21 protein-coding genes and 2 pseudogenes are annotated in these 22,793 nt (G+C 37.6%); 19 read left to right on the top strand and 4 right to left on the bottom strand.

The window, feature by feature from the left end:
• The first annotated feature begins 31 nt into the window (after positions 1–31).
• Both CN288_RS16140 and CN288_RS16145 read left to right on the top strand, forming a co-directional pair.
• Entirely contained in the window at positions 32–364 is a 333-nt protein-coding gene (locus CN288_RS16140) for a DUF1904 family protein (RefSeq protein WP_026594053.1), read from the top strand.
• A gap of 47 nt (positions 365–411) precedes the next feature.
• Positions 412–723: a heavy metal-binding domain-containing protein gene (locus CN288_RS16145; RefSeq protein ID WP_000637524.1), complete on the top strand. Its 312-nt coding sequence runs from the start codon at positions 412–414 to the stop codon at positions 721–723.
• 80 nt (positions 724–803) lie between these two features.
• Here the strand turns inward: CN288_RS16145 and CN288_RS29645 are convergent.
• Positions 804–1,133 (bottom strand): annotated as a pseudogene (locus CN288_RS29645) (MerR family transcriptional regulator).
• Positions 1,134–1,184: 51 nt separating this feature from the next.
• On the bottom strand, positions 1,185–2,078 hold the full coding sequence (locus CN288_RS16155; RefSeq protein ID WP_026594054.1) for a LysR family transcriptional regulator: 894 nt from the start codon (positions 2,076–2,078) through the stop codon (positions 1,185–1,187).
• A gap of 293 nt (positions 2,079–2,371) precedes the next feature.
• Here CN288_RS16155 and CN288_RS16160 point away from each other — a divergent pair, with 293 nt between their 5' ends.
• The 3 genes from CN288_RS16160 (at position 2,372) to CN288_RS16170 (ending at position 4,924) form a co-directional block, all read left to right on the top strand.
• Positions 2,372–3,394, top strand: a complete 1,023-nt coding sequence (locus CN288_RS16160; RefSeq protein ID WP_141527977.1) for a YeiH family protein — start codon at positions 2,372–2,374, stop codon at positions 3,392–3,394.
• 160 nt (positions 3,395–3,554) lie between these two features.
• On the top strand, positions 3,555–4,316 hold the full coding sequence (locus CN288_RS16165) for a MerR family transcriptional regulator (protein WP_141527978.1): 762 nt from the start codon (positions 3,555–3,557) through the stop codon (positions 4,314–4,316).
• A complete protein-coding gene (locus CN288_RS16170; protein ID WP_026594057.1) occupies positions 4,313–4,924 on the top strand; it encodes a hypothetical protein in 612 nt (203 codons plus the stop codon). The genes CN288_RS16165 and CN288_RS16170 overlap by 4 nt, the downstream gene beginning before the upstream one ends.
• A gap of 20 nt (positions 4,925–4,944) precedes the next feature.
• On the opposite strand, the gene CN288_RS16175 is transcribed toward CN288_RS16170, so the two are convergent.
• Positions 4,945–6,354, bottom strand: a complete 1,410-nt coding sequence (locus tag CN288_RS16175) for an amino acid permease (RefSeq protein WP_098302619.1) — start codon at positions 6,352–6,354, stop codon at positions 4,945–4,947.
• 164 nt (positions 6,355–6,518) lie between these two features.
• A pseudogene (locus CN288_RS30230) lies at positions 6,519–6,709 on the bottom strand (IS3 family transposase); the annotation flags it as partial.
• A gap of 177 nt (positions 6,710–6,886) precedes the next feature.
• On the opposite strand from CN288_RS30230, the gene CN288_RS16185 reads away from it, so the two are divergent.
• The 14 genes from CN288_RS16185 (at position 6,887) to CN288_RS16250 (ending at position 22,622) form a co-directional block, all read left to right on the top strand.
• Positions 6,887–7,240, top strand: a complete 354-nt coding sequence (locus tag CN288_RS16185; RefSeq protein ID WP_026594059.1) for an ArsR/SmtB family transcription factor — start codon at positions 6,887–6,889, stop codon at positions 7,238–7,240.
• 1 nt (position 7,241) lies between these two features.
• Positions 7,242–7,682: a hypothetical protein gene (locus CN288_RS16190; RefSeq protein ID WP_026594060.1), complete on the top strand. Its 441-nt coding sequence runs from the start codon at positions 7,242–7,244 to the stop codon at positions 7,680–7,682.
• A gap of 127 nt (positions 7,683–7,809) precedes the next feature.
• Positions 7,810–9,564 carry a SulP family inorganic anion transporter gene (locus CN288_RS16195; protein ID WP_026594061.1) on the top strand — a complete coding sequence of 585 codons (1,755 nt, stop codon included), beginning with the start codon at positions 7,810–7,812 and terminating at the stop codon, positions 9,562–9,564.
• Between the two features lie 76 nt (positions 9,565–9,640).
• On the top strand, positions 9,641–9,982 hold the full coding sequence (locus tag CN288_RS16200) for a zinc ribbon domain-containing protein YjdM (protein ID WP_026594062.1): 342 nt from the start codon (positions 9,641–9,643) through the stop codon (positions 9,980–9,982).
• 260 nt (positions 9,983–10,242) lie between these two features.
• On the top strand, positions 10,243–12,219 hold the full coding sequence (uvrB, locus tag CN288_RS16205; RefSeq protein WP_026594063.1) for an excinuclease ABC subunit B: 1,977 nt from the start codon (positions 10,243–10,245) through the stop codon (positions 12,217–12,219).
• 5 nt (positions 12,220–12,224) lie between these two features.
• Positions 12,225–15,095, top strand: a complete 2,871-nt coding sequence (gene uvrA, locus CN288_RS16210; protein WP_098302620.1) for an excinuclease ABC subunit UvrA — start codon at positions 12,225–12,227, stop codon at positions 15,093–15,095.
• A 316-nt stretch (positions 15,096–15,411) separates the two neighbouring features.
• Positions 15,412–15,786: a phage holin family protein gene (locus CN288_RS16215; protein ID WP_026594065.1), complete on the top strand. Its 375-nt coding sequence runs from the start codon at positions 15,412–15,414 to the stop codon at positions 15,784–15,786.
• 162 nt (positions 15,787–15,948) lie between these two features.
• Positions 15,949–16,878, top strand: coding sequence for an HPr(Ser) kinase/phosphatase (gene hprK, locus CN288_RS16220; RefSeq protein WP_035415741.1), 930 nt, complete (start codon positions 15,949–15,951; stop codon positions 16,876–16,878).
• Positions 16,879–16,901: 23 nt separating this feature from the next.
• Positions 16,902–17,714 carry a prolipoprotein diacylglyceryl transferase gene (gene lgt, locus CN288_RS16225; protein ID WP_098302621.1) on the top strand — a complete coding sequence of 271 codons (813 nt, stop codon included), beginning with the start codon at positions 16,902–16,904 and terminating at the stop codon, positions 17,712–17,714.
• A gap of 66 nt (positions 17,715–17,780) precedes the next feature.
• Complete coding sequence (gene ppaX, locus CN288_RS16230; protein ID WP_026594068.1) at positions 17,781–18,419, top strand: pyrophosphatase PpaX; 639 nt, start codon at positions 17,781–17,783, stop codon at positions 18,417–18,419.
• A gap of 22 nt (positions 18,420–18,441) precedes the next feature.
• Positions 18,442–18,957: an acyltransferase gene (locus CN288_RS16235; RefSeq protein ID WP_026594069.1), complete on the top strand. Its 516-nt coding sequence runs from the start codon at positions 18,442–18,444 to the stop codon at positions 18,955–18,957.
• Positions 18,958–19,096: 139 nt separating this feature from the next.
• Complete coding sequence (locus CN288_RS16240) at positions 19,097–20,608, top strand: tetratricopeptide repeat protein (protein WP_026594070.1); 1,512 nt, start codon at positions 19,097–19,099, stop codon at positions 20,606–20,608.
• A 77-nt stretch (positions 20,609–20,685) separates the two neighbouring features.
• A complete protein-coding gene (trxB, locus tag CN288_RS16245; protein ID WP_026594071.1) occupies positions 20,686–21,639 on the top strand; it encodes a thioredoxin-disulfide reductase in 954 nt (317 codons plus the stop codon).
• 173 nt (positions 21,640–21,812) lie between these two features.
• Positions 21,813–22,622 (top strand): DUF368 domain-containing protein, encoded by an 810-nt coding sequence (locus tag CN288_RS16250; RefSeq protein ID WP_098302623.1) that lies wholly within the window; start codon positions 21,813–21,815, stop codon positions 22,620–22,622.
• Positions 22,623–22,793: the final 171 nt, after the last annotated feature.

A 22,793-nucleotide genomic window follows, 5' to 3' on the forward strand; every position in this document is an offset into this window, starting at 1 on the left:
TAGAATAAAGCCATGTAACGGAGGGGTTTTTTTGCCACATATTGTATTTCGTGGAATTACTACTGAGCAATTAAAGAGTATAAGCAAACCATTAGTAGAAGAGCTCGCAGAGATTTGTGAGTGTGGTACGGATAATTTTACGTTGGAACTACCAAGTTCTACATTTGTATACAATGGGGAAGAAATAGAGGCATTCCCTCTTATTGAAGTAAAATGGTTCGAGCGTGGACAGGAAATTCGTAATCGATTTGCCAATGCCATTACTACATATTTAATGGGTTTTGGACTTCCTGAAGTAGAGGTTGTGTTTACGGTTTTCACAGAGTCAGCGTATTATATTAACGGAAAGCATTGCGCAAGTTAAGGCTTATGTAACATTGATAAACTTATATACATAGGAGGAGATATATTATGATCGTAACAACAACTTCTACTATTCAAGGGAAAGAAATTATTGAGTATATTGACATTGTTAATGGTGAAGCAATTATGGGTGCAAATATCGTCCGCGACTTATTTGCTTCTGTTCGTGACGTTGTCGGTGGCCGTTCTGGTGCATACGAAAGTAAACTAAAAGAAGCACGTGACATTGCGATGGAAGAGATGAAATCTCTTGCGAAGCAAAAAGGTGCAAATGCGATTGTAGGTATTGACGTGGATTATGAAGTAGTTCGTGAAGGGATGCTAATGGTTGCAGTAAGTGGAACTGCTGTCCGTATATAGCATATAAAGAAAGAAGTCGTGCTCATTGCACGGCTTTTTTGTGTTTACAAATGTCTTATATTGTAGAAACTCTGATATATTTAGGGCACCCTAGCATGTCGAATCATCGATATTTCTTGGGAAATGGCAAAGGCCTCGTCGATATATAGGGAAGACATTAGAGTGCTTCCTTCTGGAGTTTCGTACAGTTGCGGCTCGATTTCTAAGCAGCGTAGCATTCTTGTAGTCCCTTCTAAATTTAAGTCAAACTGTAATTGCATTTGAATGAGTTCAACCTTTTGGATAGCACTCTGATCAAAGTCACGATAACTATTCGGAAGTCGTTTAGAAGGTAATCATCCTTTTTCTTCATAATGTCTAAGTGAACGTTCCCTGGTATATGTTTGTTTTGATAATTCTCCAATCTGCAATGTTTTTTACTCTTTTCATACAGATTGTAAACCTTCACACTAATGTGAAGGTCAACTCTGTTTTTTTGCAAATGATTGAACATGGTCTAAGAAGACTTGAATCGCTTTAGAGGGGATAAAGTATTTGCCACGCACGATAGAGAAAGGGCGGATGAGTTTTTTATTTGGAACTTCGATTGGACAAAGTTCTCCTGCTTGTAATTCTTTTCTCACAGTCCAGTCGGAAAGAATTGCGATGCCAAGCCCCGCGGCAACGGCTTCTTTTACACTTTGAATGCTGCTGAATGTAAAGAAGCGTTTCATTTTTAAATGGTGCTGATGGATAAAGCGATCGCTATAGGCGCGTGTTCCAGATCCACTTTCTCTAAGTACCCATACTTGGTCTTGTAAGGAATCTTCATTTATTATTCTGGTATTTAGAAGAGAATGATTAGGCGGAACAACAAGTTTCATTTCATCTTCCATAAAGGTCTCTACATTGATATCGGTGTATATGACTTGTCCCTCTACTAAGCCTATATCAATTTGATTGGAACGAATACTTTGGAGAACTTCTTCTGTATTGGAGATGAATGTATGTACTTCCACGCGTGGATTTTCATTGGCGTAACGCGCCAATATTTTTGGAAGTAAGTATTCACCGATTGTAAAACTTGCACCGATGCGCAGCGTTCCTGTGACAACGTTATGTAGTTCGTTAATTTCTTGTTTTGCCTCTTCATAAAGAGATAACATTTGCTTTGCGTGAATGTATAAAATGTTACCAGCTTCTGTCACTTGGACATGTTTTGGGGAACGCTGAATAAGCGTCGTACCAAATTCGTTTTCTAAATTACGAATATGCATGCTGACGCCAGGTTGTGAAAGGTTAAGTAGTTCTGCGGCACGAGAGAAATGCTTTTGTTCTACAACAGTCACAAATATTTTTAAAATATCAACATTCATTGTGTTTACTCCTTTACTTTGAATTCGACTGTACTGTGTATGTTGGTTATGTCTAGCTATAGCGGCAAGAATGGTCGGTGGCTTCGCATCTTCCTGCGAGTCAAAAAGCGCCTCTCTGTCAGAAGCTCCATCCCCCTCACATTCTGAGCGAGCCGCTTCCGCATTTTTAGTTTATCATAAGTTTTCTTAATGATTGAGATTGGATATTGGTATTAAACTTATCATTGAAAATCTTCTATAATGTAAATATAACGAACATGCATGTTTCAATACGATTATTGGAGTGGTACAAAGTGGAACAAACACTGGTTATGCAAAAAAAGAAGCGTCTCGGTTTTTCACAAGGGATTGGGATTACGCTGTTAATTGCGATTGCTGCGAAATTTTTAGCAGAGCTTCCATTTTTAAATATTATGGGCCAATTGGTTATTGCTATTCTGCTCGGTATGATTTGGAGAGCAACTATTAGCATACCCTATGAAGCGGTAGCAGGAACGAATTTTGCTAGTAAGAAGTTACTTCGGTTCGGGATCATTTTACTAGGGATGCGTTTGAATTTAGTTGATATTGCAAAGGCGGGGCCAAAAGTGCTAGTTATTGCGGGGATTGTCATTGCCTTTACAATTGTTGTTGTATATACGCTAACACGTGTTTTTAAAGTCGATAAGAAACTTGGGATTTTAACAGCGTGCGGGACAGCGATTTGCGGCGCGGCTGCAGTCGTGGCAATTGCACCGCAAGTGAAAGCAAAGGATGATGAAACAGCAGTCGGTGTGGCTATTATTGCTATTTTAGGTACGATTTTCACACTCATTTATACTATATTGTATCCGGTTCTGGGCTTATCTCCTTATGGCTATGGTGTATTCTCTGGGGCGACGTTGCATGAAATTGCGCATGTCATCGCCGCGGCTGCGCCAGGCGGAAGTACGTCTGTTGATATTGCGGTAATTGTGAAGTTAACACGTGTTGCTATGCTGGTACCAGTGGCCATCTTAATTGGCTTATGGTTTAATCGCAGCGAAGGAAAAGGACAAAAGAGTTCATTGCGTGACCTCCCAATCCCGTGGTTTATTTTTGGTTTTTTAGCAATGAGCGCGGTTCATTCGTTAGGAATTATACCGGAGTTTGTTGCAGGTTATATTGTTGTCCTCGCGTACATGCTTATTGCGATGGCAATGGCGGGGCTTGGTTTAAATGTAGAATTTACGACGTTCCGTAAATTAGGAAGTAAAGCATTTGTAGCTGGGTTGATAGGATCTGTTTGCCTATCGATTCTTGGTTATATTCTTGTATATGCGTTAGGGTTTATGTAATGTAACAGAAGGAGATATAGTTCATATGTTTCCTTTTTATAAAATATTATTTCTGTAAAAGCTGTGTACATGAAGAATGTACACAGCTTTTTTGAATTTTTTTACAAAAACACTTGAAAGTTACGTTACGTCATCTTTTACAATGAAAGAGGAAAGGGTGATGGAAATGATTTCGATTCAAGAGCTTACAAAGGAAACGGGAGTTACAGTAAGAACGCTTCGTTATTATGATCAAATTGATTTGCTAAGGCCGAGCGGAAAAACGGAAGGGGGACACCGTTTATATAGTGAAACGGACGTTATTCGCTTACAGCAAATTTTATTTCTAAAAGAAATAGGTTTCTCATTGAAAGAGATTACGAATATGTTAGTGACAGGTGGATTCAGCTTAAAAGAATCATTAGAACAGCAGCTTAAGTTTGTGCAGGAAGAGAAGAAAAAATTCACTCGGATGGAACGGATTTTACAGGCGGTTGTGTATTCAGCGGAACTTGAAGGAGAATTAAACTGGAAAATTATGTTTGAACTTATTCAACTTTCACAGCAGTCTCCTCGTATACGCGAAATGTTTCAAAAACAAATATTTTCAGATGAGGAGCAAAAACTTCTTCGTAATTTGCCAAATATGAGCGAGGAAGATGAGAATGTTCGAGAATGGGTGGATATATTGAAGCAGTTACGTAGCTTTATGACAGAAGGTAAAGATACATCTCATGATGAAGTACAAGAGGCTACAAAAAGGTTAATGGGGAAATGTATAGAGATGGCAAACGGTGATGAGGCATTTCTAGATAAATTGTGGGAAGTAAGAAAATCAAAAGAAGATTCACAAAAGATGAATATGTATCCAATTGAAGAGGAGCTTCTAGCGTATATGGATGAGGCTTTTCGTATATATGATGAGAGGGAGCGTAGGAAATGAGTATACTTACAGAATATCGTTGGTATTTCTTAATCGGTGCAGAAATTGTATTTTGGGTATCAGCTATTGGATTTTTTTTACTACGTTACGGATTGCGATTCAAGAAAGCCAGTTTCATTGTCGGGATTGTATTGTTGCTTAATGAAGTATTTATTTTAGCTCTAGGTGCCATTGATTATTATCAAACAGGTAAGTTTTCTAACTTTCAAATCATTACGGTAGTGATACTACTATATGCACTCTTTTATGGAAAAAAAGATTTAAAGAAACTAGATATACGTATGCAGAAACTTGTTGCGAAATGGCGGAATGAACCACTTTCGCATATAGAAGAACCGTTAGAGCTAACAGGCTGGGCTTATACAAAGCGGGAGATTGGACAATGGAGTTTACATCTTCTTTTATTTATCGCTATTCACATTGTATTTTTCTTTATGTATGGGTTCGTGCCGATTGAACAGTGGGGAGATTGGCTTGAAAAAGGCATTGTGTTAAATGAGGCGGCAAGTCGGGTGAGTCAAGTATGGAGCGTTGTATTTTTAGCGGATACGATCATTACATTTTCATATGTTATCTTTCCGAAAGAAGAAAAGAAGCTGTCATCCTAATTAGGACAACAGCTTCTTTTTTAAGCAACATCTTCTTTTTGTTCATTTCGAAGAGTGCTATTTTTATAACCGTAACTGAAATAGACAACAAGCCCGATTACAAGCCAGATAACAAAGCCCATCCATGTTGTTATTGGGAGTTGCAATGCTAAATATCCACAGAATAAAACGGCTAAAGCAGGGATCCATGGTACGAATGGCACTTTAAAAGCGCGAGGTAGATCTGGTTGTTTTTTGCGTAAGATGATTACTCCAATCGATACAACGATGAATGCGAATAGTGTACCGATATTCGTTAATTCTGCTAGTTTATTTAAAGGAACGAAACCAGCGAAGAAAGCAACCATAGTTGCAGTGATCCAACTATTGATAACGGGTGTTTTTGTTTTTTTGTTCACGCGAGAAAGTGCTTTTGGTAGTAAGCCATCGCGACTAATTGCGTAAAATAAACGTGTTTGTCCATATAACATAACGAGTAATACAGTTGTAATGCCAGTAATGGCTCCTAAAGAAATGAAACCAGCAACCCAATCTTGTTGAATGTATTGTAGTGCAAATGCAACAGGGTTTTTCACACCTAACTGATCGTAAGGCACAATTCCAGTTAGAATTAATGAAACAACGATATATAAAATTGTACAGATTGTTAAAGAAGCAATAATACCGATTGGCATGTTACGCTGTGGATTTTTGACTTCTTCAGCAGCTGTTGATACAGCGTCAAATCCGATGTAAGCAAAGAATACAGTTGCAGCTCCAGTTGTTACGCCAGAGAAGCCGAACGGCATAAATGGCGTCCAGTTTTCAGGTTTTACATAGAAGGCGCCAACACCGATAAAGAGTAAAACAACAAAGAGTTTGATAGCTACCATGATAGCATTAAAACGAGCTGATTTTTTGGCTCCTCTTGTTAATAACAATGTCATAAGAAAGATGATACAGATTGCAGGTAAATCTACATATGTTCCCGCTTCAGGATTATATGCGCTTGTTAAAGCGGTAGGTAATGTAATCCCGAATCCGCTCAATAGCCCTTGGAAATAACCCGACCAGCCTGATGCAACAGCTGACGAAGCCAATCCGTATTCTAAAATTAAATCCCATCCTAAAATCCAAGCGATTAACTCTCCAAATGTCGCATAGCTATAAGTGTATGCACTACCAGATACCGGTACAGTTGATGCAAATTCAGAATAACATAATGCTGCAAATACACAGGCTAAACCGGAAAAAATAAACGATAAAATAAGTGCTGGTCCCGCATGTTCTGCTGCGGCAACGCCGGTAAGAACAAAAATCCCAGTTCCGATAATAGCGCCGACCCCAAGCATAGTAAGGTCAAATGCGCCGAGCTCCTTCTTTAACGATGCTCCTTTTTGTTCTGACTGCGCTAATAATGCTGAAATGGATTTTTTTCGAAATAGATTCATATAGTTTCCTCATCTCCTTTTGTTTAAAAATTCAGAAAAATAAATTCGTTTTGTCGCATAATGTCGAATCCTTGTAGTTCGTATTCTAATGTGAAAAAATTACTTTGTAAACATATATTTTTTAGAAAATTCTACCTTTTCTGTATTCTGGTTGTTTTTTCTCGCTAATTTCGTGTTGAACGAGTGTATAAAGCCAAAATGAGCGGAGTGACCAACTTAGATAAGTTTGAAAAAAGGTGAGTTCTGTATCAACAGAAGTCATCTTCTTTATATTCAATTGATATCGATAATGATTGTAGTATGTCATATATCTCTTAATTTCATTTTTTAGCTGAGTAAAAGATTCGCAAGGCTTTGTTTGTGGATGTGTGAATGAGCACTGTTCAAATTCCGTCGTTTTTGATTCTAGTTTAATCTTTCAAAAATTGTATTGAAAATTTGAGGTTTTAGGAGTACCATATTACATATTCAAATATTTGAAGATGTAATATGGTGCTTTTTCAAATTAAGGGTAAGTAATGGAGGTATTTGAATGGGAAACGAAATGCAACAATTTAAAGCGGACTTCTTTAAAGCCTTAGCACATCCTTTGCGAATAGGTATTTTAGAATTATTGTCAGAGGGTGAAAAAAGTGTAAATGAAATTCAAGCTATTCTTAATAAGGAGGGTTCAGCTGTTTCTCAACAATTAAGCGTACTACGTTCAAAGAATATTGTTGTTGGTACCAAAGATGGGAAACGAGTTTTATATTCTTTACGAGATCCTATGATTGTGGATTTACTGGTAGTTGCAAAGCGGATTTTTAACAACCATTTAATCGATACAATTTCAATGTTAGAGGAACTAGATGTAACAGAGCGTGAATCGATCGGTAAGGAGGGCTAGGTTGAGCATTGAAGTTAAGAAAGAAGATATCATTCAACATGGAATGGAGATATTTCGCTCAATAGGAGCTTATCACGTTTGTAGCATTTGTATTAAAAGTGGAAACTCTTGTTGTTTTTCATGTCAACATTTACAAGATGGAGTTGGATGTCAAAAAAGAAATACAGCTTGTACAGCCTGGTTATGCGGAATTCAGTGCTTTTTGTTTGACCAAATAGGATTACTAGATGAATGGAATCGTTTTTGGAGTGAAATTCCAGGACAAATGTTTCGTAGGGATATTACACCAGATACAGTAAGAATTACATCGTTTATAGATATGAAAAAGCTAGAGAGTCGAAATGGATTACTTTTAGCAGAAAGATTAGAATCCTACGTACAAGAAGGCGGAGATATAGGCAAATTAGAACGGCATTTAAGCAAAACGTATAACCAATATTAGGATGATACTCTTTTGTAACGGGGTAGAGAGCTTTTAAATGTATTTGTAATACAAATTTATCACAAGAAAATATTCTTTCAGGAGAAAAGAAGTAAGATTTATTAAAAATAGAAAAGAAGGTTTTGTAATGAAAGGGTTATTTACAGGAAGGTTTGAAGGATATTCATTAGGACATTTTCAAAAAGATCTTCTTTCTGGAATGATTGTCGGAGTCGTCGCGATTCCACTTGCTATGTCTTTTGCTATAGCTTCTGGTGTTAAGCCGGAGTATGGAATCTATACAACATGTATTGCCGGGATACTCATTTCGTTATTTGGTGGTTCAAAGTATCAAATTGGAGGGCCTACAGGTGCTTTTGTTCCAATTCTTTTAGGGATTGTAATTACCTATGGGTATGAAAATTTACTACTGGCCGGTTTATTAGCCGGAATTATCTTATGCCTTATGGGAATTTTTAAACTAGGATCTTTAATTAAATTTATCCCGCGCCCTGTAACAATTGGTTTTACATCAGGTATTGCTGTTAGTATCTTTACGGGACAAATTGCTAGTTTTTTAGGTTTAACAGGTATAAAAAAGCATGAGGCATTTATAGCAAACCTAAATGAAATCTTTATCCATATTGATACCATTAATTTTTATAGTATTATAACTGCTCTGATTTGCCTTTTGGTTATATTGATAACACCAAAGATTTTGCCCAAAGTACCTGGTTCATTAGTAGGTGTTGCTATTTCAACTATAATTGCTGCTGTATTTTTTTCAGGTCATGTACCTACCATTGGTACAGCGTATGGTACGATTCCGAACACACTTCCTCAGTTTGATATACCAGAAATCACGTTAGAGCGCATAAAACAGTTAATTGGCCCTGCATTTGTTATCGCCATGTTGGGTGGTATTGAATCCCTTTTATCTGCTGTCGTGGCAGATGGTATGACAAATAGTAAACACAACAGTAACAAAGAACTTATTGGTCAAGGAGTTGCCAATGTTGTTACATCATTATTTGGAGGGATTCCAGCAACAGGGGCGATTGCCCGCACGGCAACTAATATTAAAAGTGGGGCTGTATCTCCAATGTCAGGTGTTATTCATGGGATATTTGTGTTATCCACACTTCTACTGTTAGCGCCATATGCCTCACATATTCCACTTGCTAGTATGGCTCCTATTTTAATGGTAGTAGCTTGGAATATGAGTGAACAAAAACATTTTGTTCACATACTTAAGATGAAGACAGGGGATTCTCTTGTATTGCTCGTAACATTCTTGCTTACTGTATTTACTAGCTTGACAACAGCTGTGGAAGTCGGCCTTATTTTAGCTGTTATTTTGTTTACAAAACGTATGAGTAATATGCTTGTCATATCTAAAGTGCTTCCTGATCATACAAAAAAGAATGAAAAATTATTACCACATGTGGTAAATAAGGCACATGATTGTCCACAAATTAGTATTTACACAATAGAGGGCCCACTGTTTTTTGGTGCTGCTCAAACATTTGAACAAAACATTTTAGGGACTATTCATTATAAGCCAAAAGTTTTAATTTTACGTATGGGAAAAGTTCCTTTTATCGATACAACAGGAGAAGCATACTTTAGAAATATTATTCAGCATTTTAAAAAACAAGGTGGTGTACTTCTCATCTCAGGAATTCAATCCGAGTTAAAAGCAACTCTAGATAAGAATGGATTGTACAACGAAATCGGGGAAGAACACTTTTTTGATCACACAGGAGAAGCGATTAACCGCGCTCTAGAACATTTGAATACGAAAAAATGTACAGGATGTAAGCATTTTGCTTTTCATGAATGTGCCCAACTTTCTCAGCAAGCTAATGTAATAAATAATAAAACCAATGCATTGGATTTTTAAATGTATTCTATAAAAAGTTTAGTTGATCTACGTTTTTAATGATTTTATAAAAGCTTAAAATGGAGGAAATAAAAATATGTCTAATTTACCAAATTGCCCAAAATGTAATTCAGAATACACTTATGAAGATAGAAATCTTTTTGTTTGTCCAGAGTGTGCCCATGAATGGGATTTAGAGTCAGGGGCGGAAAATAATGAGGATACAAAAGTTGTTAAAGATGCCAATGGAAACGTGTTAAACGATGGTGATTCTGTCACAGTTATTAAAGATCTGAAAGTAAAAGGAACTTCATCAGTTGTGAAAATCGGTACAAAAGTGAAGAATATCCGTCTAGTTGATGGAGATCATGATATTGATTGTAAAATTGATGGTTTTGGTGCCATGAAATTAAAATCAGAATTTGTTAAAAAAGTATAAATGATTTTTCATACAATAAAATTTTGACCACTGCAAACAAATTAATAGCAAAAAGCCGATTTATCCCTTAGCGCACAGTACACAGGAAATCGGCTTTTTTTTGTGGAATTTTGCTTAGCATACAAAATTCGCGGTTTGTTGGTGCTGCTCAATATTGATTGTCGAAAACTTTACCGAATATCTGTTCGTTTTCTTGGTTTTTTTATGGGCATTCGTGGTAAAATGGGAATACAGATTTTTTACGAGGAGGTCGGTTTTGTTTGGAACATCAATTTGAGATTGTCTCAGAATATTCCCCGCAAGGTGATCAGCCGAGGGCGATAAAGCAGCTGGTAGCAGGGATTAATAATGGTAAGAAACATCAAGTGTTGCTTGGAGCGACAGGAACGGGAAAAACATTTACGATTTCGAATGTTATTAAAGAAGTGAAAAAGCCAACACTTGTAATGGCTCATAATAAAACGCTAGCAGGACAGTTGTACAGTGAACTGAAAGATTTCTTTCCAAACAATGCTGTTGAGTATTTTGTGAGTTATTACGATTATTATCAACCGGAAGCGTATGTACCACAAACCGATACGTTTATTGAGAAAGATGCACAAATTAATGATGAGATTGATAAATTGCGTCACTCAGCAACATCAGCTTTATTTGAACGAGATGATGTCATCATTGTAGCGAGTGTTTCTTGTATTTACGGCTTAGGTTCTCCGGAAGAATATCGTGAGCTTGTTGTTTCTCTGCGCGTTGGTATGGAGAAGGAACGCAATCAATTACTTCGTGAACTTGTTGATGTGCAGTACGGCCGCAATGATATTGATTTCCAGCGTGGAACATTTCGTGTGCGAGGGGATGTAGTCGAGATTTTCCCTGCATCGCTTGATGAACATTGTATCCGTATTGAGTTTTTTGGTGATGAGATTGATCGTATCCGTGAAGTGAATGCTTTAACAGGTGAAGTATTAGCAGAACGTGAACATGTGGCAATCTTCCCGGCGTCTCACTTCGTTACACGTGAAGAAAAAATGAAGATTGCTATTGAAAATATTGAAAAAGAATTAGAAGAACGTTTAAAAGAATTAAATGATAACGGTAAGTTGTTAGAAGCACAGCGGATTGAGCAGCGAACACGTTATGATTTAGAGATGATGCGCGAAATGGGATTTTGTTCGGGGATTGAGAACTACTCCCGTCATTTGACGCTCCGTCCAGCGGGTTCAACGCCATATACATTAATAGATTATTTCCCTAAAGATTTCCTAATTGTGATGGATGAGTCACACGTAACAGTCCCGCAAGTAAGAGCGATGTATAACGGAGACCAAGCGCGTAAGCAAGTACTTGTTGATCATGGATTCCGTTTGCCGTCAGCAATGGATAATAGACCGCTTATGTTTGAAGAGTTTGAAGAGAAAACGAATCAAGTTGTGTACGTATCAGCAACACCGGGTCCATATGAACTAGAACATGCACCGGAAGTTGTGGAGCAAATTATTCGTCCAACTGGGCTCTTAGATCCGCAAATTGATGTAAGGCCAATTGAAGGGCAAATTGATGATTTACTAGGAGAAATACAAGACCGGATTGCGAAAAATGAGCGCGTATTAATTACGACATTAACAAAGAAAATGTCAGAGGATTTAACAGATTACTTAAAAGATGTTGGGATTAAAGTAAACTATCTTCATTCTGAAATTAAGACGCTGGAGCGAATTGAGATTATTCGTGACCTTCGCCTTGGTAAATTCGATGTGCTTGTCGGTATTAACTTATTACGAGAAGGACTTGATCTTCCGGAAGTATCGCTTGTAGCTATTTTAGATGCGGATAAAGAAGGTTTCTTACGTTCAGAACGATCATTAATTCAAACAATTGGTCGTGCAGCACGTAATGAAAATGGCCATGTAATTATGTATGCAGATCGCATAACGAAATCAATGGGAATTGCGATTGAAGAGACGAAACGTCGTCGTCAAAAGCAAGAAGCTTACAATGAAGAGCATGGTATTACACCGAAAACGATTCAAAAAGAAGTGCGCGACGTGATTCGTGCAACAACAGCCGCAGAAGAAACTGAAGTGTATGAAGCGGAGCCAGCTAAGAAAATGACGAAGAAAGAACGGGAAAAAACAATTGCGAAGATGGAAGCAGAAATGAAGGAAGCCGCAAAAGCACTAGACTTCGAGCGTGCAGCTGAGCTGAGAGATTTACTGCTAGAATTAAAAGCGGAAGGGTGAAAATAGTGAGCAAAGATTTTATCGTTGTAAAAGGTGCGAGGGCGCATAACTTAAAAAATATTGATGTAACCATTCCGAGAAATCAGCTCGTTGTTGTGACAGGTTTGTCTGGTTCAGGGAAATCATCGTTAGCATTTGATACGATTTACGCCGAAGGGCAGCGCAGGTACGTGGAGTCTTTATCCGCGTATGCGCGCCAGTTTTTAGGACAAATGGATAAACCGGATGTGGATACAATTGAAGGTCTATCTCCAGCGATTTCAATTGATCAAAAAACGACGAGCCGTAACCCGCGCTCAACAGTTGGAACAGTAACGGAGATTTATGATTATTTACGTCTATTATTTGCGCGTATTGGGACGCCAATTTGCCCGAACCACGGGATTGAAATTACATCTCAAACGGTAGAACAAATGGTAGATCGTGTACTTGAATATCCAGAACGTACGAAATTACAGGTGTTAGCACCGATTGTATCAGGCCGTAAAGGTGCGCATGTGAAAGTGTTAGAAGATATAAAGAAACAAGGTTATGTACGCGTTCGTGTTGATGGAGAAATGCTTGATGTGTCTGAAGAAATTACGTTAGATAAAAACAAGAAGCATTCCATTGAAGTCGTAATTGACCGTATCGTTGTGAAAGAAGGGGTTGCAAGCCGCCTTGCAGATTCTCTTGAAAGCGCATTGAAACTAGGCGGAGGTCGTGTATTAATCGATGTGATTGGAGAAGAGGAACTTTTATTTAGTGAGCATCATGCTTGCCCGCATTGTGGTTTTTCAATCGGTGAATTAGAGCCGCGTATGTTCTCTTTCAATAGCCCGTTTGGAGCTTGTCCGACTTGTGATGGACTTGGTTCGAAACTGGAAGTAGATTTAGAACTTGTGATTCCAAACTGGGATTTATCGTTAAATGGGCATGCGATTGCTCCTTGGGAACCGACAAGCTCGCAGTATTATCCACAATTGCTACAATCTGTGTGCAATCATTACGGAATTGATATGGATATGCCTGTTAAAGATATTCCGAAAGATTTGTTTGATAAAGTACTATACGGAAGCGGCGAAGAAAAGGTATATTTCCGCTATGTGAATGACTTTGGACAAGTGAAAGAAAGTGAGATTTTATTTGAAGGTGTTATTCCAAATATCGAACGTCGTTATCGTGAAACGAGTTCTGATTACATTCGCGAACAAATGGAGAAGTACATGGCGGAGCAGACGTGTCCGAAATGTAAGGGGGGCCGTTTGAAGCCAGAAAGCTTAGCTGTTTTTGTTGGCGAGAAAACAATTGCGGATGTAACGAAGTACTCTGTTCAGGAAGTGTATGATTTCTTTTCCAACATTGAATTGACTGAGAAGCAAGAACAAATTGCTCGTTTAATTTTACGTGAAATTAAAGAGCGAGTAGGTTTCTTAGTTAATGTTGGACTTGATTATTTAACTTTAAGCCGTGCAGCAGGAACGTTATCAGGTGGTGAAGCACAGCGTATTCGCTTAGCGACACAAATCGGTTCAAGTCTTACTGGCGTACTATATATTTTAGATGAACCTTCCATTGGTTTGCATCAGCGTGATAATGATCGTCTGATTCGTACATTACAGGAAATGCGCGACTTAGGAAATACGCTAATCGTTGTTGAACATGATGAAGATACAATGATGGCAGCAGATTACTTGATTGATATCGGCCCTGGTGCAGGAATTCATGGTGGGCAAGTTGTGTCAGCCGGATCACCAGATGAAGTGATGAATGATGAAAATTCATTAACTGGTCAATATTTAAGCGGGAAGAAGTTTATTCCGGTTCCACTTGAAAGACGTAAAGGGGACGGACGTAAAGTTGAGATTATTGGTGCAAAAGAAAATAACTTAAAAAATGCGAAGATGTCATTCCCACTTGGGACATTTGTTGCAGTAACTGGTGTATCTGGTTCTGGAAAAAGTACGATGGTCAATGAAGTTTTATATAAATCCTTAGCGCAGAAGTTATATAAGGCGAAGAGTAAGCCAGGAGCACATAAGGATATTAAAGGTCTTGAGCATTTAGATAAGGTTATTGATATTGATCAATCACCAATTGGGCGTACACCACGTTCAAACCCAGCAACATATACAGGTGTGTTCGATGATATTCGTGATGTGTTTGCACAAACGAATGAAGCAAAAGTACGTGGATATCAAAAGGGACGCTTTAGTTTTAACGTAAAAGGTGGTCGCTGTGAAGCTTGCCGCGGTGATGGAATTATAAAAATTGAAATGCACTTCTTGCCGGATGTATATGTTCCGTGTGAAGTATGTCACGGTAAACGTTATAACCGCGAAACGTTAGAAGTAAAATATAAAGATAAGAACATTTCTGAAGTATTAGGAATGACAATTGAAGATGGGGTAGAGTTCTTTGCGAATATCCCGAAAATTAAAAGGAAATTACAGACGCTTGTAGATGTAGGACTAGGATATATGAAATTAGGACAGCCGGCTACTACGCTATCAGGCGGTGAGGCGCAGCGTGTGAAATTAGCATCTGAATTACATCGCCGTTCTACAGGTCGTACGTTATATATTTTAGATGAGCCAACGACTGGTTTACATGCACATGATATTGCACGCCTTCTAGAAGTATTACAGCGACTTGTTGAAAGTGGTGAGACAGTGCTTGTAATTGAGCATAATTTAGATGTAATTAAGACAGCTGATTACATTGTTGACCTTGGTCCAGAAGGTGGAGACAAAGGTGGTCAAATCGTTGCATCGGGTACACCGGAACAAGTGGTTAAAGAAGAGCGTTCCTATACAGGAAAGTATTTAAAAGAAATTCTACAGCGTGATACAGCTCGTATGAAAGAGAAAATGAAAGAGGTTGAAGTAGGGAGCTAAGCCGATTGGCTGGCTCCTTGCTTTGGTTTGGGAGAGGATTTAGCGTAATAGGTATACAAGTATAAGGGCTGGAATAAGTTGTTATATAAACTCATTTCGATTTTTATCATACAAATCATGGTTCCGAGGTCCAAAGGTGGCCTCTATTCAGTTTCCCCTTCTGTCTTCGCATGTCATGGGTCCTGCTTCTATGCATGGGCGGACGCTCTCTCTCACTAAAAAGGAAAGGTTTTGTATCGTTTTTTAAATGGTCACTTGGCGTTTACAATCCATTAGCGTATGATTAAGTATATATGTCAAAAGGATGTGTAAGAAAATGAGATGGATTCTATCACTTCTTGTAAATAGCGTTGTGTTAATTGTAGTATCAGGTCTTCTGAAGGGAATTGCACCAGACGCATTTTACATAGAAAACATACAAACCGCGATTATCGCGAGCATTATTTTATCGATTTTAAATGTGTTTGTAAAACCGTTATTAATTTTAATTACGTTACCGATTACTGTTTTAACATTTGGCTTCTTCCTAATTGTAATTAATGCAATTACGTTAGAGATGACAGATTCTTTATTAGGTGACGCTTTTAACATATCAGGATTTGGTGTAGCAATTCTGGCGGCAATTTGTATTTCGATTTTAAATATGCTAATTGATAAAGTAATTGTCGAGCCATTAGCTGAAAAGAAGTAGAAAAATGACAAAAAGAAAAACATTTCATGACGCTCATGAAATGTTTTTTTCTATTTACTAGAAACCATATTTCTTGTTTTCAGAAAAAAATGGTACAATATCGGTTAGAATGGAATTTTACATCAAATGAGACTGAACCCGCAGCGGAGTGGAGGTTTACATATGCCAAAAGTAAGGACAAAAGATTTAATTGAACAATTTCAATTGGAATTAGTAAGTGGTGAAGAAGGGATTCATCGTCCAATTGATACAAGTGATTTATCGCGACCTGGAATTGAAATGGCAGGATTCTTTACATATTATCCAGCAGATCGTGTGCAGCTTCTTGGAAAAACAGAGCTTACGTTTTTTGATACATTAACAAGCGAACAGAAGCAAGAAAGAATGACAGCTCTTTGTACAGAAGAGACGCCTTGTATTATCGTAACTCGTAGTCAAGATGTACCTGAGGAATTATTGCAAGCGTCACGTGAATCTGGTGTACCTCTTTTGCGTTCTGCACAAACGACAACAAGATTATCAAGTCGCTTAACGAACTATTTAGAAGGTAAGTTAGCGCCAACAACTGCCGTTCACGGTGTATTAGTAGATATTTACGGAGTTGGTGTTTTAATTACAGGTCAAAGTGGTGTCGGGAAAAGTGAAACAGCACTTGAGCTTGTAAAGCGTGGTCATCGCTTAGTGGCGGACGATAGCGTAGAAATTCGTCAAGAAGATGAAGATACGCTAGTAGGAAGTTCTCCAGATTTAATTGAGCATTTATTAGAAATTCGTGGTCTAGGTATTATTAACGTCATGACGCTATTTGGTGCAGGTGCGGTGCGAAACTATAAGCGTATTACACTTGTAATTAATCTTGAGATTTGGGATCAAAAGAAAAATTATGATCGCCTCGGTCTTGATGAAGAGAAAATGAAAATTATAGATACAGAACTTACGAAGATTACACTACCAGTTCGTCCTGGTCGAAACTTGGCTGTTATTATTGAAGTAGCAGCGATGAACTTCAGATTAAAACGAATGGGAGTCAATGCAGCTCAGCAATTTTCAGAGCGTCTAATGAGTGCGATTGAGCTAGGAAATCAAGAGTAATTTGGAAGAGGGAGGTCATACATATGCTGTTAGGTTCTGTACCACAGCTAGATCGTGTAGCGATTCAACTTGGACCATTCCCAGTCTATTGGTATGGGATTATTATTGGGACAGGTGTTTTGCTTGGACTTTGGTTAGCTACACGCGAGGGTGAACGATTAGGTATTCCAAAAGATACTTTTATTGATCTTGTTTTAATTGCAGTACCAATTGCAATTATTTGCGCACGTGCATACTATGTTATTTTTGAGTGGGAATATTATATGCAAGACCCACGCCAAATTATTAATATTCGTCAAGGTGGCTTGGCGATTCATGGTGGCTTAATTGGAGCGGTTATTACAGGAATTATTTTTGCGAGAAAGCGTGGTCTTTCATTCTGGAAGCTAGCTGATATTGCAGCACCAAGTATTCTTCTTGGGCAAGCAATTGGACGCTGGGGGAACTTTATGAACCAAGAGGCTCACGGCGGTGAAGTAACAAGACAGTTTTTAGAGAGCTTACATTTACCAGAGTTTATAGTGAATCAAATGTATATTGATGGAGTATATTATCATCCAACGTTCTTATATGAATCATTATGGAATTTTGCAGGGGTAATTGTATTATTGTTATTACGCAAAGCGAATTTACGTCGTGGTGAATTATTCTTTACGTACTTAATTTGGTATTCGGTAGGACGCTTCTTTGTGGAAGGCTTACGTACGGATAGCTTAATGTTAGGGCCGCTTCGCATTGCGCAAGTGGTGTCCATCGGGCTTGTTGTGATTTCAATCATTTTCATTATTGTGAGACGTAAAATGGGGCAAGCTGATAAAAGATATTCAGAAAACTAGAAAAAAGTAGCATCTTATATGAGATGCTGCTTCTTTCATATTTAGCCAGTGAAAGGACTTTAACATATGAAAATAAATACAGTGTTATTTGATTTAGATGGAACATTAATAAATACAAATGAACTTATTATTTCTTCTTTTTTACACACGTTACATAAGTACTATCCAGATCAGTATAAGCGTGAGGATGTATTGCCATTTATCGGTCCATCTTTGCATGAGACGTTTAGTTCAATGGATGAGGATAAAGTGGATGAGATGATTCAGTGCTATCGTCAGTATAATCATGACCATCATGACGAATTAGTGGAAGAATATGAAACTGTCTATGAAACAGTTCGGGAATTAAAGAAACAAGATTATAAAATTGGAATTGTAACAACGAAGGCAAGACAAACAGTAGAAATGGGTTTAAAGCTTTCGAAGTTAAATGAGTTCTTTGATGTTGTTGTGACAATTGATGATGTACAGCATGTGAAACCACATCCAGAACCTATTCAAAAAGCATTAAAACTATTGGATGCGAAACCAGAAGAAACTTTAATGGTTGGAGATAACCATCATGATATAGTAGGCGGACAAAATGCAGGCACGAAAACAGCAGCGGTTGCATGGACGATTAAAGGTAGAGAATACTTAGAATCGTATAAGCCGGATTATGTATTAGATAAAATGAGTGATTTATTATCTATTTTGTCTGAGTAAGTGGATAAGGGGAGAGAGCAAAGTGCGACGTATAACGCGCTACCCTGTTTCAGGAGCAAATTCATTATGGAATGTATATAAAACAGTGTCTTTTTTTAAGGTAATGAAAAATTTTATTGTTATTCAAATTGCACGATATACACCATTTTTATCTATGAAAAATTGGTTGTATCGCACATTTTTACGAATGAAAGTCGGAGAGCAAACATCATTTGCACTTATGGTAATGCCAGATATTATGTTTCCGGAGAAGATTACAGTTGGAACGAATTCAGTAATTGGCTACAACACAACGATTTTAGCTCATGAATATTTAATTACGGAATATCGTCTTGGAGAAGTAATCATAGGGAATGAAGTGATGATTGGAGCGAATTCAACTGTATTGCCAGGTGTGAAGATTGGTGACGGTGCTATTGTTTCAGCAGGTACGCTCGTTCATCGTGATGTACCAAGTGGAGCTTTTGTAGGTGGAAATCCAATGCGTATCATTTATACGAAGGAAGAAATGGCAGCTAGAGAAGAAGGTCAATGTTAAAAATGTAACATTTTCCTTCTCTTTTTATGAATAAAAAGGAAATAATTGATTATAATATACTGTTTTGTTTTTTACGGAATCGTTTATACTTATAAATAGAAAAGTGTATGAGCGAAGAAAACAAAAAACTGGAGGATATATGGGGAAAAATCAAAGAATATTTAAGGAGAACGGACAAGTTATCTCATTTAATCAATTAGCTGATTTCTTTTATAAAAAAGGGATGAGGTCTTATCAAGGTCATAAATTACAAGATGCGATTAAATATTTTCGTAGAGCGGCACAAAGTGAGAAAGAGCCGTTTATTTTATGTCAATTAGCAACTGTATTATCTGAGGTGGGAGAGTATCAAGAATCGAATCAAATTTTCTTGAAACTTATCCGTTCACAAGCTGATATTGAACAGTGTTATTATTTTGTAGCAAATAATTACGCATATCTTGGTCTGTTTCAGCAAGCAAAGAAGTATGCGGAGCAATATTTAGAGATAGCTACAGAGAAAGAATTTGTGGAAGAGACGTTAGAGTTACTTGAGATTATGGAAGAAGAATCAATGGATGCGGAAGAGCTTGAAGATGAAGATGAACTAATTGTTATGCAGGAAGAGGCGAATCGTTACATTCGTAACGGACAATTAGAAGAAGCGATTGCTACACTTGAAATTGTTACGAAAGATTATCCAGAATTTTGGTCGGGTTATAATAATTTAGCAATTGCTCATTTTCAGTTAGGAAATGTAGATAAAGCATTAAAGTTAACAGAAATGATTTTAGAGAAAAATCCTGGTAATATGCATGCGTTATGTAATACGCTTATTTTTCTATATTCAATTGGAGAGCACAAGCAAGCAGAATCGTTAGCAAATCAACTAGAATCAGTATATCCGATATCATTTGAGCATCGATTAAAGCTAGGAACAACATTTGCAACAATTGGTCACTTTGAATCGGCATATAAATGGTTAAGGTTATTAAAGCGCCAAGGCTATGAAGGAGATGTCAGCTTTTACTATTGGTTCGCATACTCTGCTTATATGATAAAAGATCAACAGACAGCGGAAAAGATGTGGCAATCTGTTGTAGAATTACATCCTGATAAAAAAGGGAAAGAGCCGTGGAATGCTTTAAATCTAGCTGATGAGGGACAGAATGTTTTATTTGAAGAGCTACGGAAATCTTTCCAGCAAAGTGAAACGTTGGAAGAACAAATGTTAGCACTATATTTAATGAATGAATTAACAACACCTGAGAAAATTGGTTTTTTCTTTGATGTGATGCAGGCGAAAAATCGTGTGCCGATTGTTTCGCAATTGGCAAAATACTTCTTCTTGATGAATAGCCATAAGAGTATTCCGAGCGAGTTACAACCGTTTGAACAATGTATTCGGGTTGCGGATGCTTTATATAATTATACAAATAAAGAAGATGAATTAATTGAAGAATGCTTGCATTTTTGGTTTTGTACGTTTATACGTTTATATACATCTGGAACGGTCTTTACGAATGTGTTTGGTTGGTCTGCCGCAATCGAATATATTGTGCGCGGTCAGCAGAAAAATAAAATGACACAGGCCGAACTTGGAAATATATATAATGTATCTGTGGCAACTGTGAGAAAATATGTGCAGGTAGTCAAGCGTACTCATGCATAGGCAAATCATTGGGAAAAAACAGATGCTAACAGTATAATAAGGGTAAATCACGGTAGGAATGAATAGGAGTGAATAGTGTGTCAGAAGAAAAAATTTATGATGTCATTATTATTGGTGCTGGACCAGCTGGGATGACAGCTGCAGTGTATACATCTCGTGCGAATTTAAGCACGCTTATGCTTGAACGTGGTATTCCAGGCGGACAAATGGCAAATACAGAAGATGTAGAAAACTATCCAGGTTATGAATCTATTTTAGGACCTGATTTATCAAATAAAATGTTTGAGCATGCAAAGAAATTTGGTGCTGAATATGCATATGGTGATGTGAAAGAAATCATTGATGGTAAAGAATATAAAACAGTTGTAGCTGGTAAAAAAGAATATAAAACACGCGCTATTATCGTTGCGAGTGGTGCCGAGTATAAAAAAATAGGTGTACCAGGTGAAAAAGAACTTGGCGGCCGCGGTGTATCATACTGTGCAGTATGTGACGGCGCGTTCTTTAAAGGGAAAGAGCTTGTTGTTGTTGGTGGAGGAGACTCTGCTGTTGAGGAAGGTGTGTATTTAACACGCTTCGCATCAAAAGTAACAATCGTTCACCGCCGTGACGCTCTTCGTGCACAGAAAATCCTGCAAGACCGTGCTTTCCAAAATGAGAAAGTGGACTTCATTTGGAATCATACTGTAAAAGAAATCAATGAAGAGAAGGGTAAAGTAGGTAGTGTAACACTTGTAGATGTGAACACTGGTGAAGAGCAAGAGTTTAAAACAGACGGTGCTTTCATTTATATCGGCATGTTACCACTATCAAAACCATTTACTGAGCTTGGCATTACAAATGAAAATGGTTATATTGAAACAAATGAACGTATGGAGACGAAAGTTCCTGGTATTTTTGCAGCTGGTGATGTTCGCGAAAAGATGCTTCGTCAAATTGTAACAGCAACTGGCGATGGTAGTATCGCGGCGCAAAGTGCACAGCACTACGTAGAAGAGCTGCTAGAGGAATTAAAAACTGTAACAGAATAATAAGGGTAAGAGTCTTTTTTGAGAAGCAAGCTATCTTCATAGAAGGTAGCTTGCTTTATTTTTCGTTTGAAATGTAAAATATTTGTTAAATTACTCATGGAGTACACCAAAAGTTATTGTTATACTAGAATCTACGGAAAAAACGATTATGAGAAATGAGGAGTTTATTCAGTATGGAATGGCGTAATATATACCGTGGTTTTTGTATGGGAGTTAGTGATTTAATTCCTGGTGTAAGCGGCGGAACAATTGCTGTTGTATTAGGAATTTATGAAGGGTTGCTTGCGGCACTTAGTGGATTCTTTAGTCGTGAATGGAAAAAGCATTTAGGTTTTTTGATTCCGCTTGGCGCTGGTGTGGCAGCGGCATTTTTAACATTAAGTCATGTGATTAAGTATTTACTGGAAAATCATTATGAACCAACGCAGTTTTTCTTCCTTGGTTTAATTTTAAGTATTTTACCAATGTTGATGAAGGAAGCAAATGCAAAGGAAACATTTAAAACAGGACATATTGTTATACTAATTGTTTCAGCGGTACTTGTAGCTGTAACAGCATTTTTAAAACCGGATAAAGCAGCAGATCCAATTACTTCTTTAACAATTTTAAATACAATTGGGTTATTCTTATCAGGTTGGATGGCGAGTATGGCTATGCTTCTTCCGGGGATTAGTGGATCATTTATTTTATTAATCATCGGTGTATATCCAACAGCGATTAATGCGTTAACAACATTAAACTTGCCGCTCATTGCAGTCATTGGTGCAGGTGTTATGGTTGGGTTTGTTGTGAGTAGTAAAGGAATTAGCTACTTAATAGCGCATTTTAAAAGTGCAACATTCGCTTCAATTATCGGGCTTGTTATCGGATCGATTGCAGTAGTGTTTCCAGGGATTCCGACCGGTGGTATGTCGATTGTAAGTTCTATTATTACGTTTATTTTGGGATTTGTAATTGTATCGTATTTTAGTAAGAAAAAGTGATTGAGAGATAGCTCTCAATCACTTTTTTGTTATTTGTGTTTATATTCTCTGTGTTTTTTACCAATAATATACAAAAATGATTATTTTGGTGAAATGTTACTAGAGCTTACTTTTCTGCTTTATCTTTCCTCTCAACATTTGGTAGGAAAGTAAATCGCCTGTAAAAGGACA

Source organism: Bacillus sp. AFS023182, from assembly GCF_002560575.1.
Classification (GTDB): Bacteria; Bacillota; Bacilli; order Bacillales; family Bacillaceae_G; genus Bacillus_A; species Bacillus_A arachidis.

Bases quoted from the DNA above. Each gene is read 5' to 3' on its own strand.
- CN288_RS16175 (WP_098302619.1), bottom strand. From the start codon at position 6,354: ATGAATCTATTTCGAAAAAAATCCATTTCAGCATTATTAGCGCAGTCA.
- CN288_RS16145 (WP_000637524.1), top strand. From the start codon at position 412: ATGATCGTAACAACAACTTCTACTATTCAAGGGAAAGAAATTATTGAG.
- CN288_RS16155 (WP_026594054.1), bottom strand. From the start codon at position 2,078: ATGAATGTTGATATTTTAAAAATATTTGTGACTGTTGTAGAACAAAAG.
- CN288_RS16165 (WP_141527978.1), top strand. From the start codon at position 3,555: ATGGAAATGATTTCGATTCAAGAGCTTACAAAGGAAACGGGAGTTACA.
- hprK (WP_035415741.1), top strand. From the start codon at position 15,949: ATGCCAAAAGTAAGGACAAAAGATTTAATTGAACAATTTCAATTGGAA.
- CN288_RS16250 (WP_098302623.1), top strand. From the start codon at position 21,813: ATGGAATGGCGTAATATATACCGTGGTTTTTGTATGGGAGTTAGTGAT.
- CN288_RS16200 (WP_026594062.1), top strand. From the start codon at position 9,641: ATGTCTAATTTACCAAATTGCCCAAAATGTAATTCAGAATACACTTAT.
- CN288_RS16185 (WP_026594059.1), top strand. From the start codon at position 6,887: ATGGGAAACGAAATGCAACAATTTAAAGCGGACTTCTTTAAAGCCTTA.
- CN288_RS16240 (WP_026594070.1), top strand. From the start codon at position 19,097: ATGGGGAAAAATCAAAGAATATTTAAGGAGAACGGACAAGTTATCTCA.
- CN288_RS16170 (WP_026594057.1), top strand. From the start codon at position 4,313: ATGAGTATACTTACAGAATATCGTTGGTATTTCTTAATCGGTGCAGAA.
- lgt (WP_098302621.1), top strand. From the start codon at position 16,902: ATGCTGTTAGGTTCTGTACCACAGCTAGATCGTGTAGCGATTCAACTT.
- CN288_RS16195 (WP_026594061.1), top strand. From the start codon at position 7,810: ATGAAAGGGTTATTTACAGGAAGGTTTGAAGGATATTCATTAGGACAT.
- CN288_RS16215 (WP_026594065.1), top strand. From the start codon at position 15,412: ATGAGATGGATTCTATCACTTCTTGTAAATAGCGTTGTGTTAATTGTA.
- ppaX (WP_026594068.1), top strand. From the start codon at position 17,781: ATGAAAATAAATACAGTGTTATTTGATTTAGATGGAACATTAATAAAT.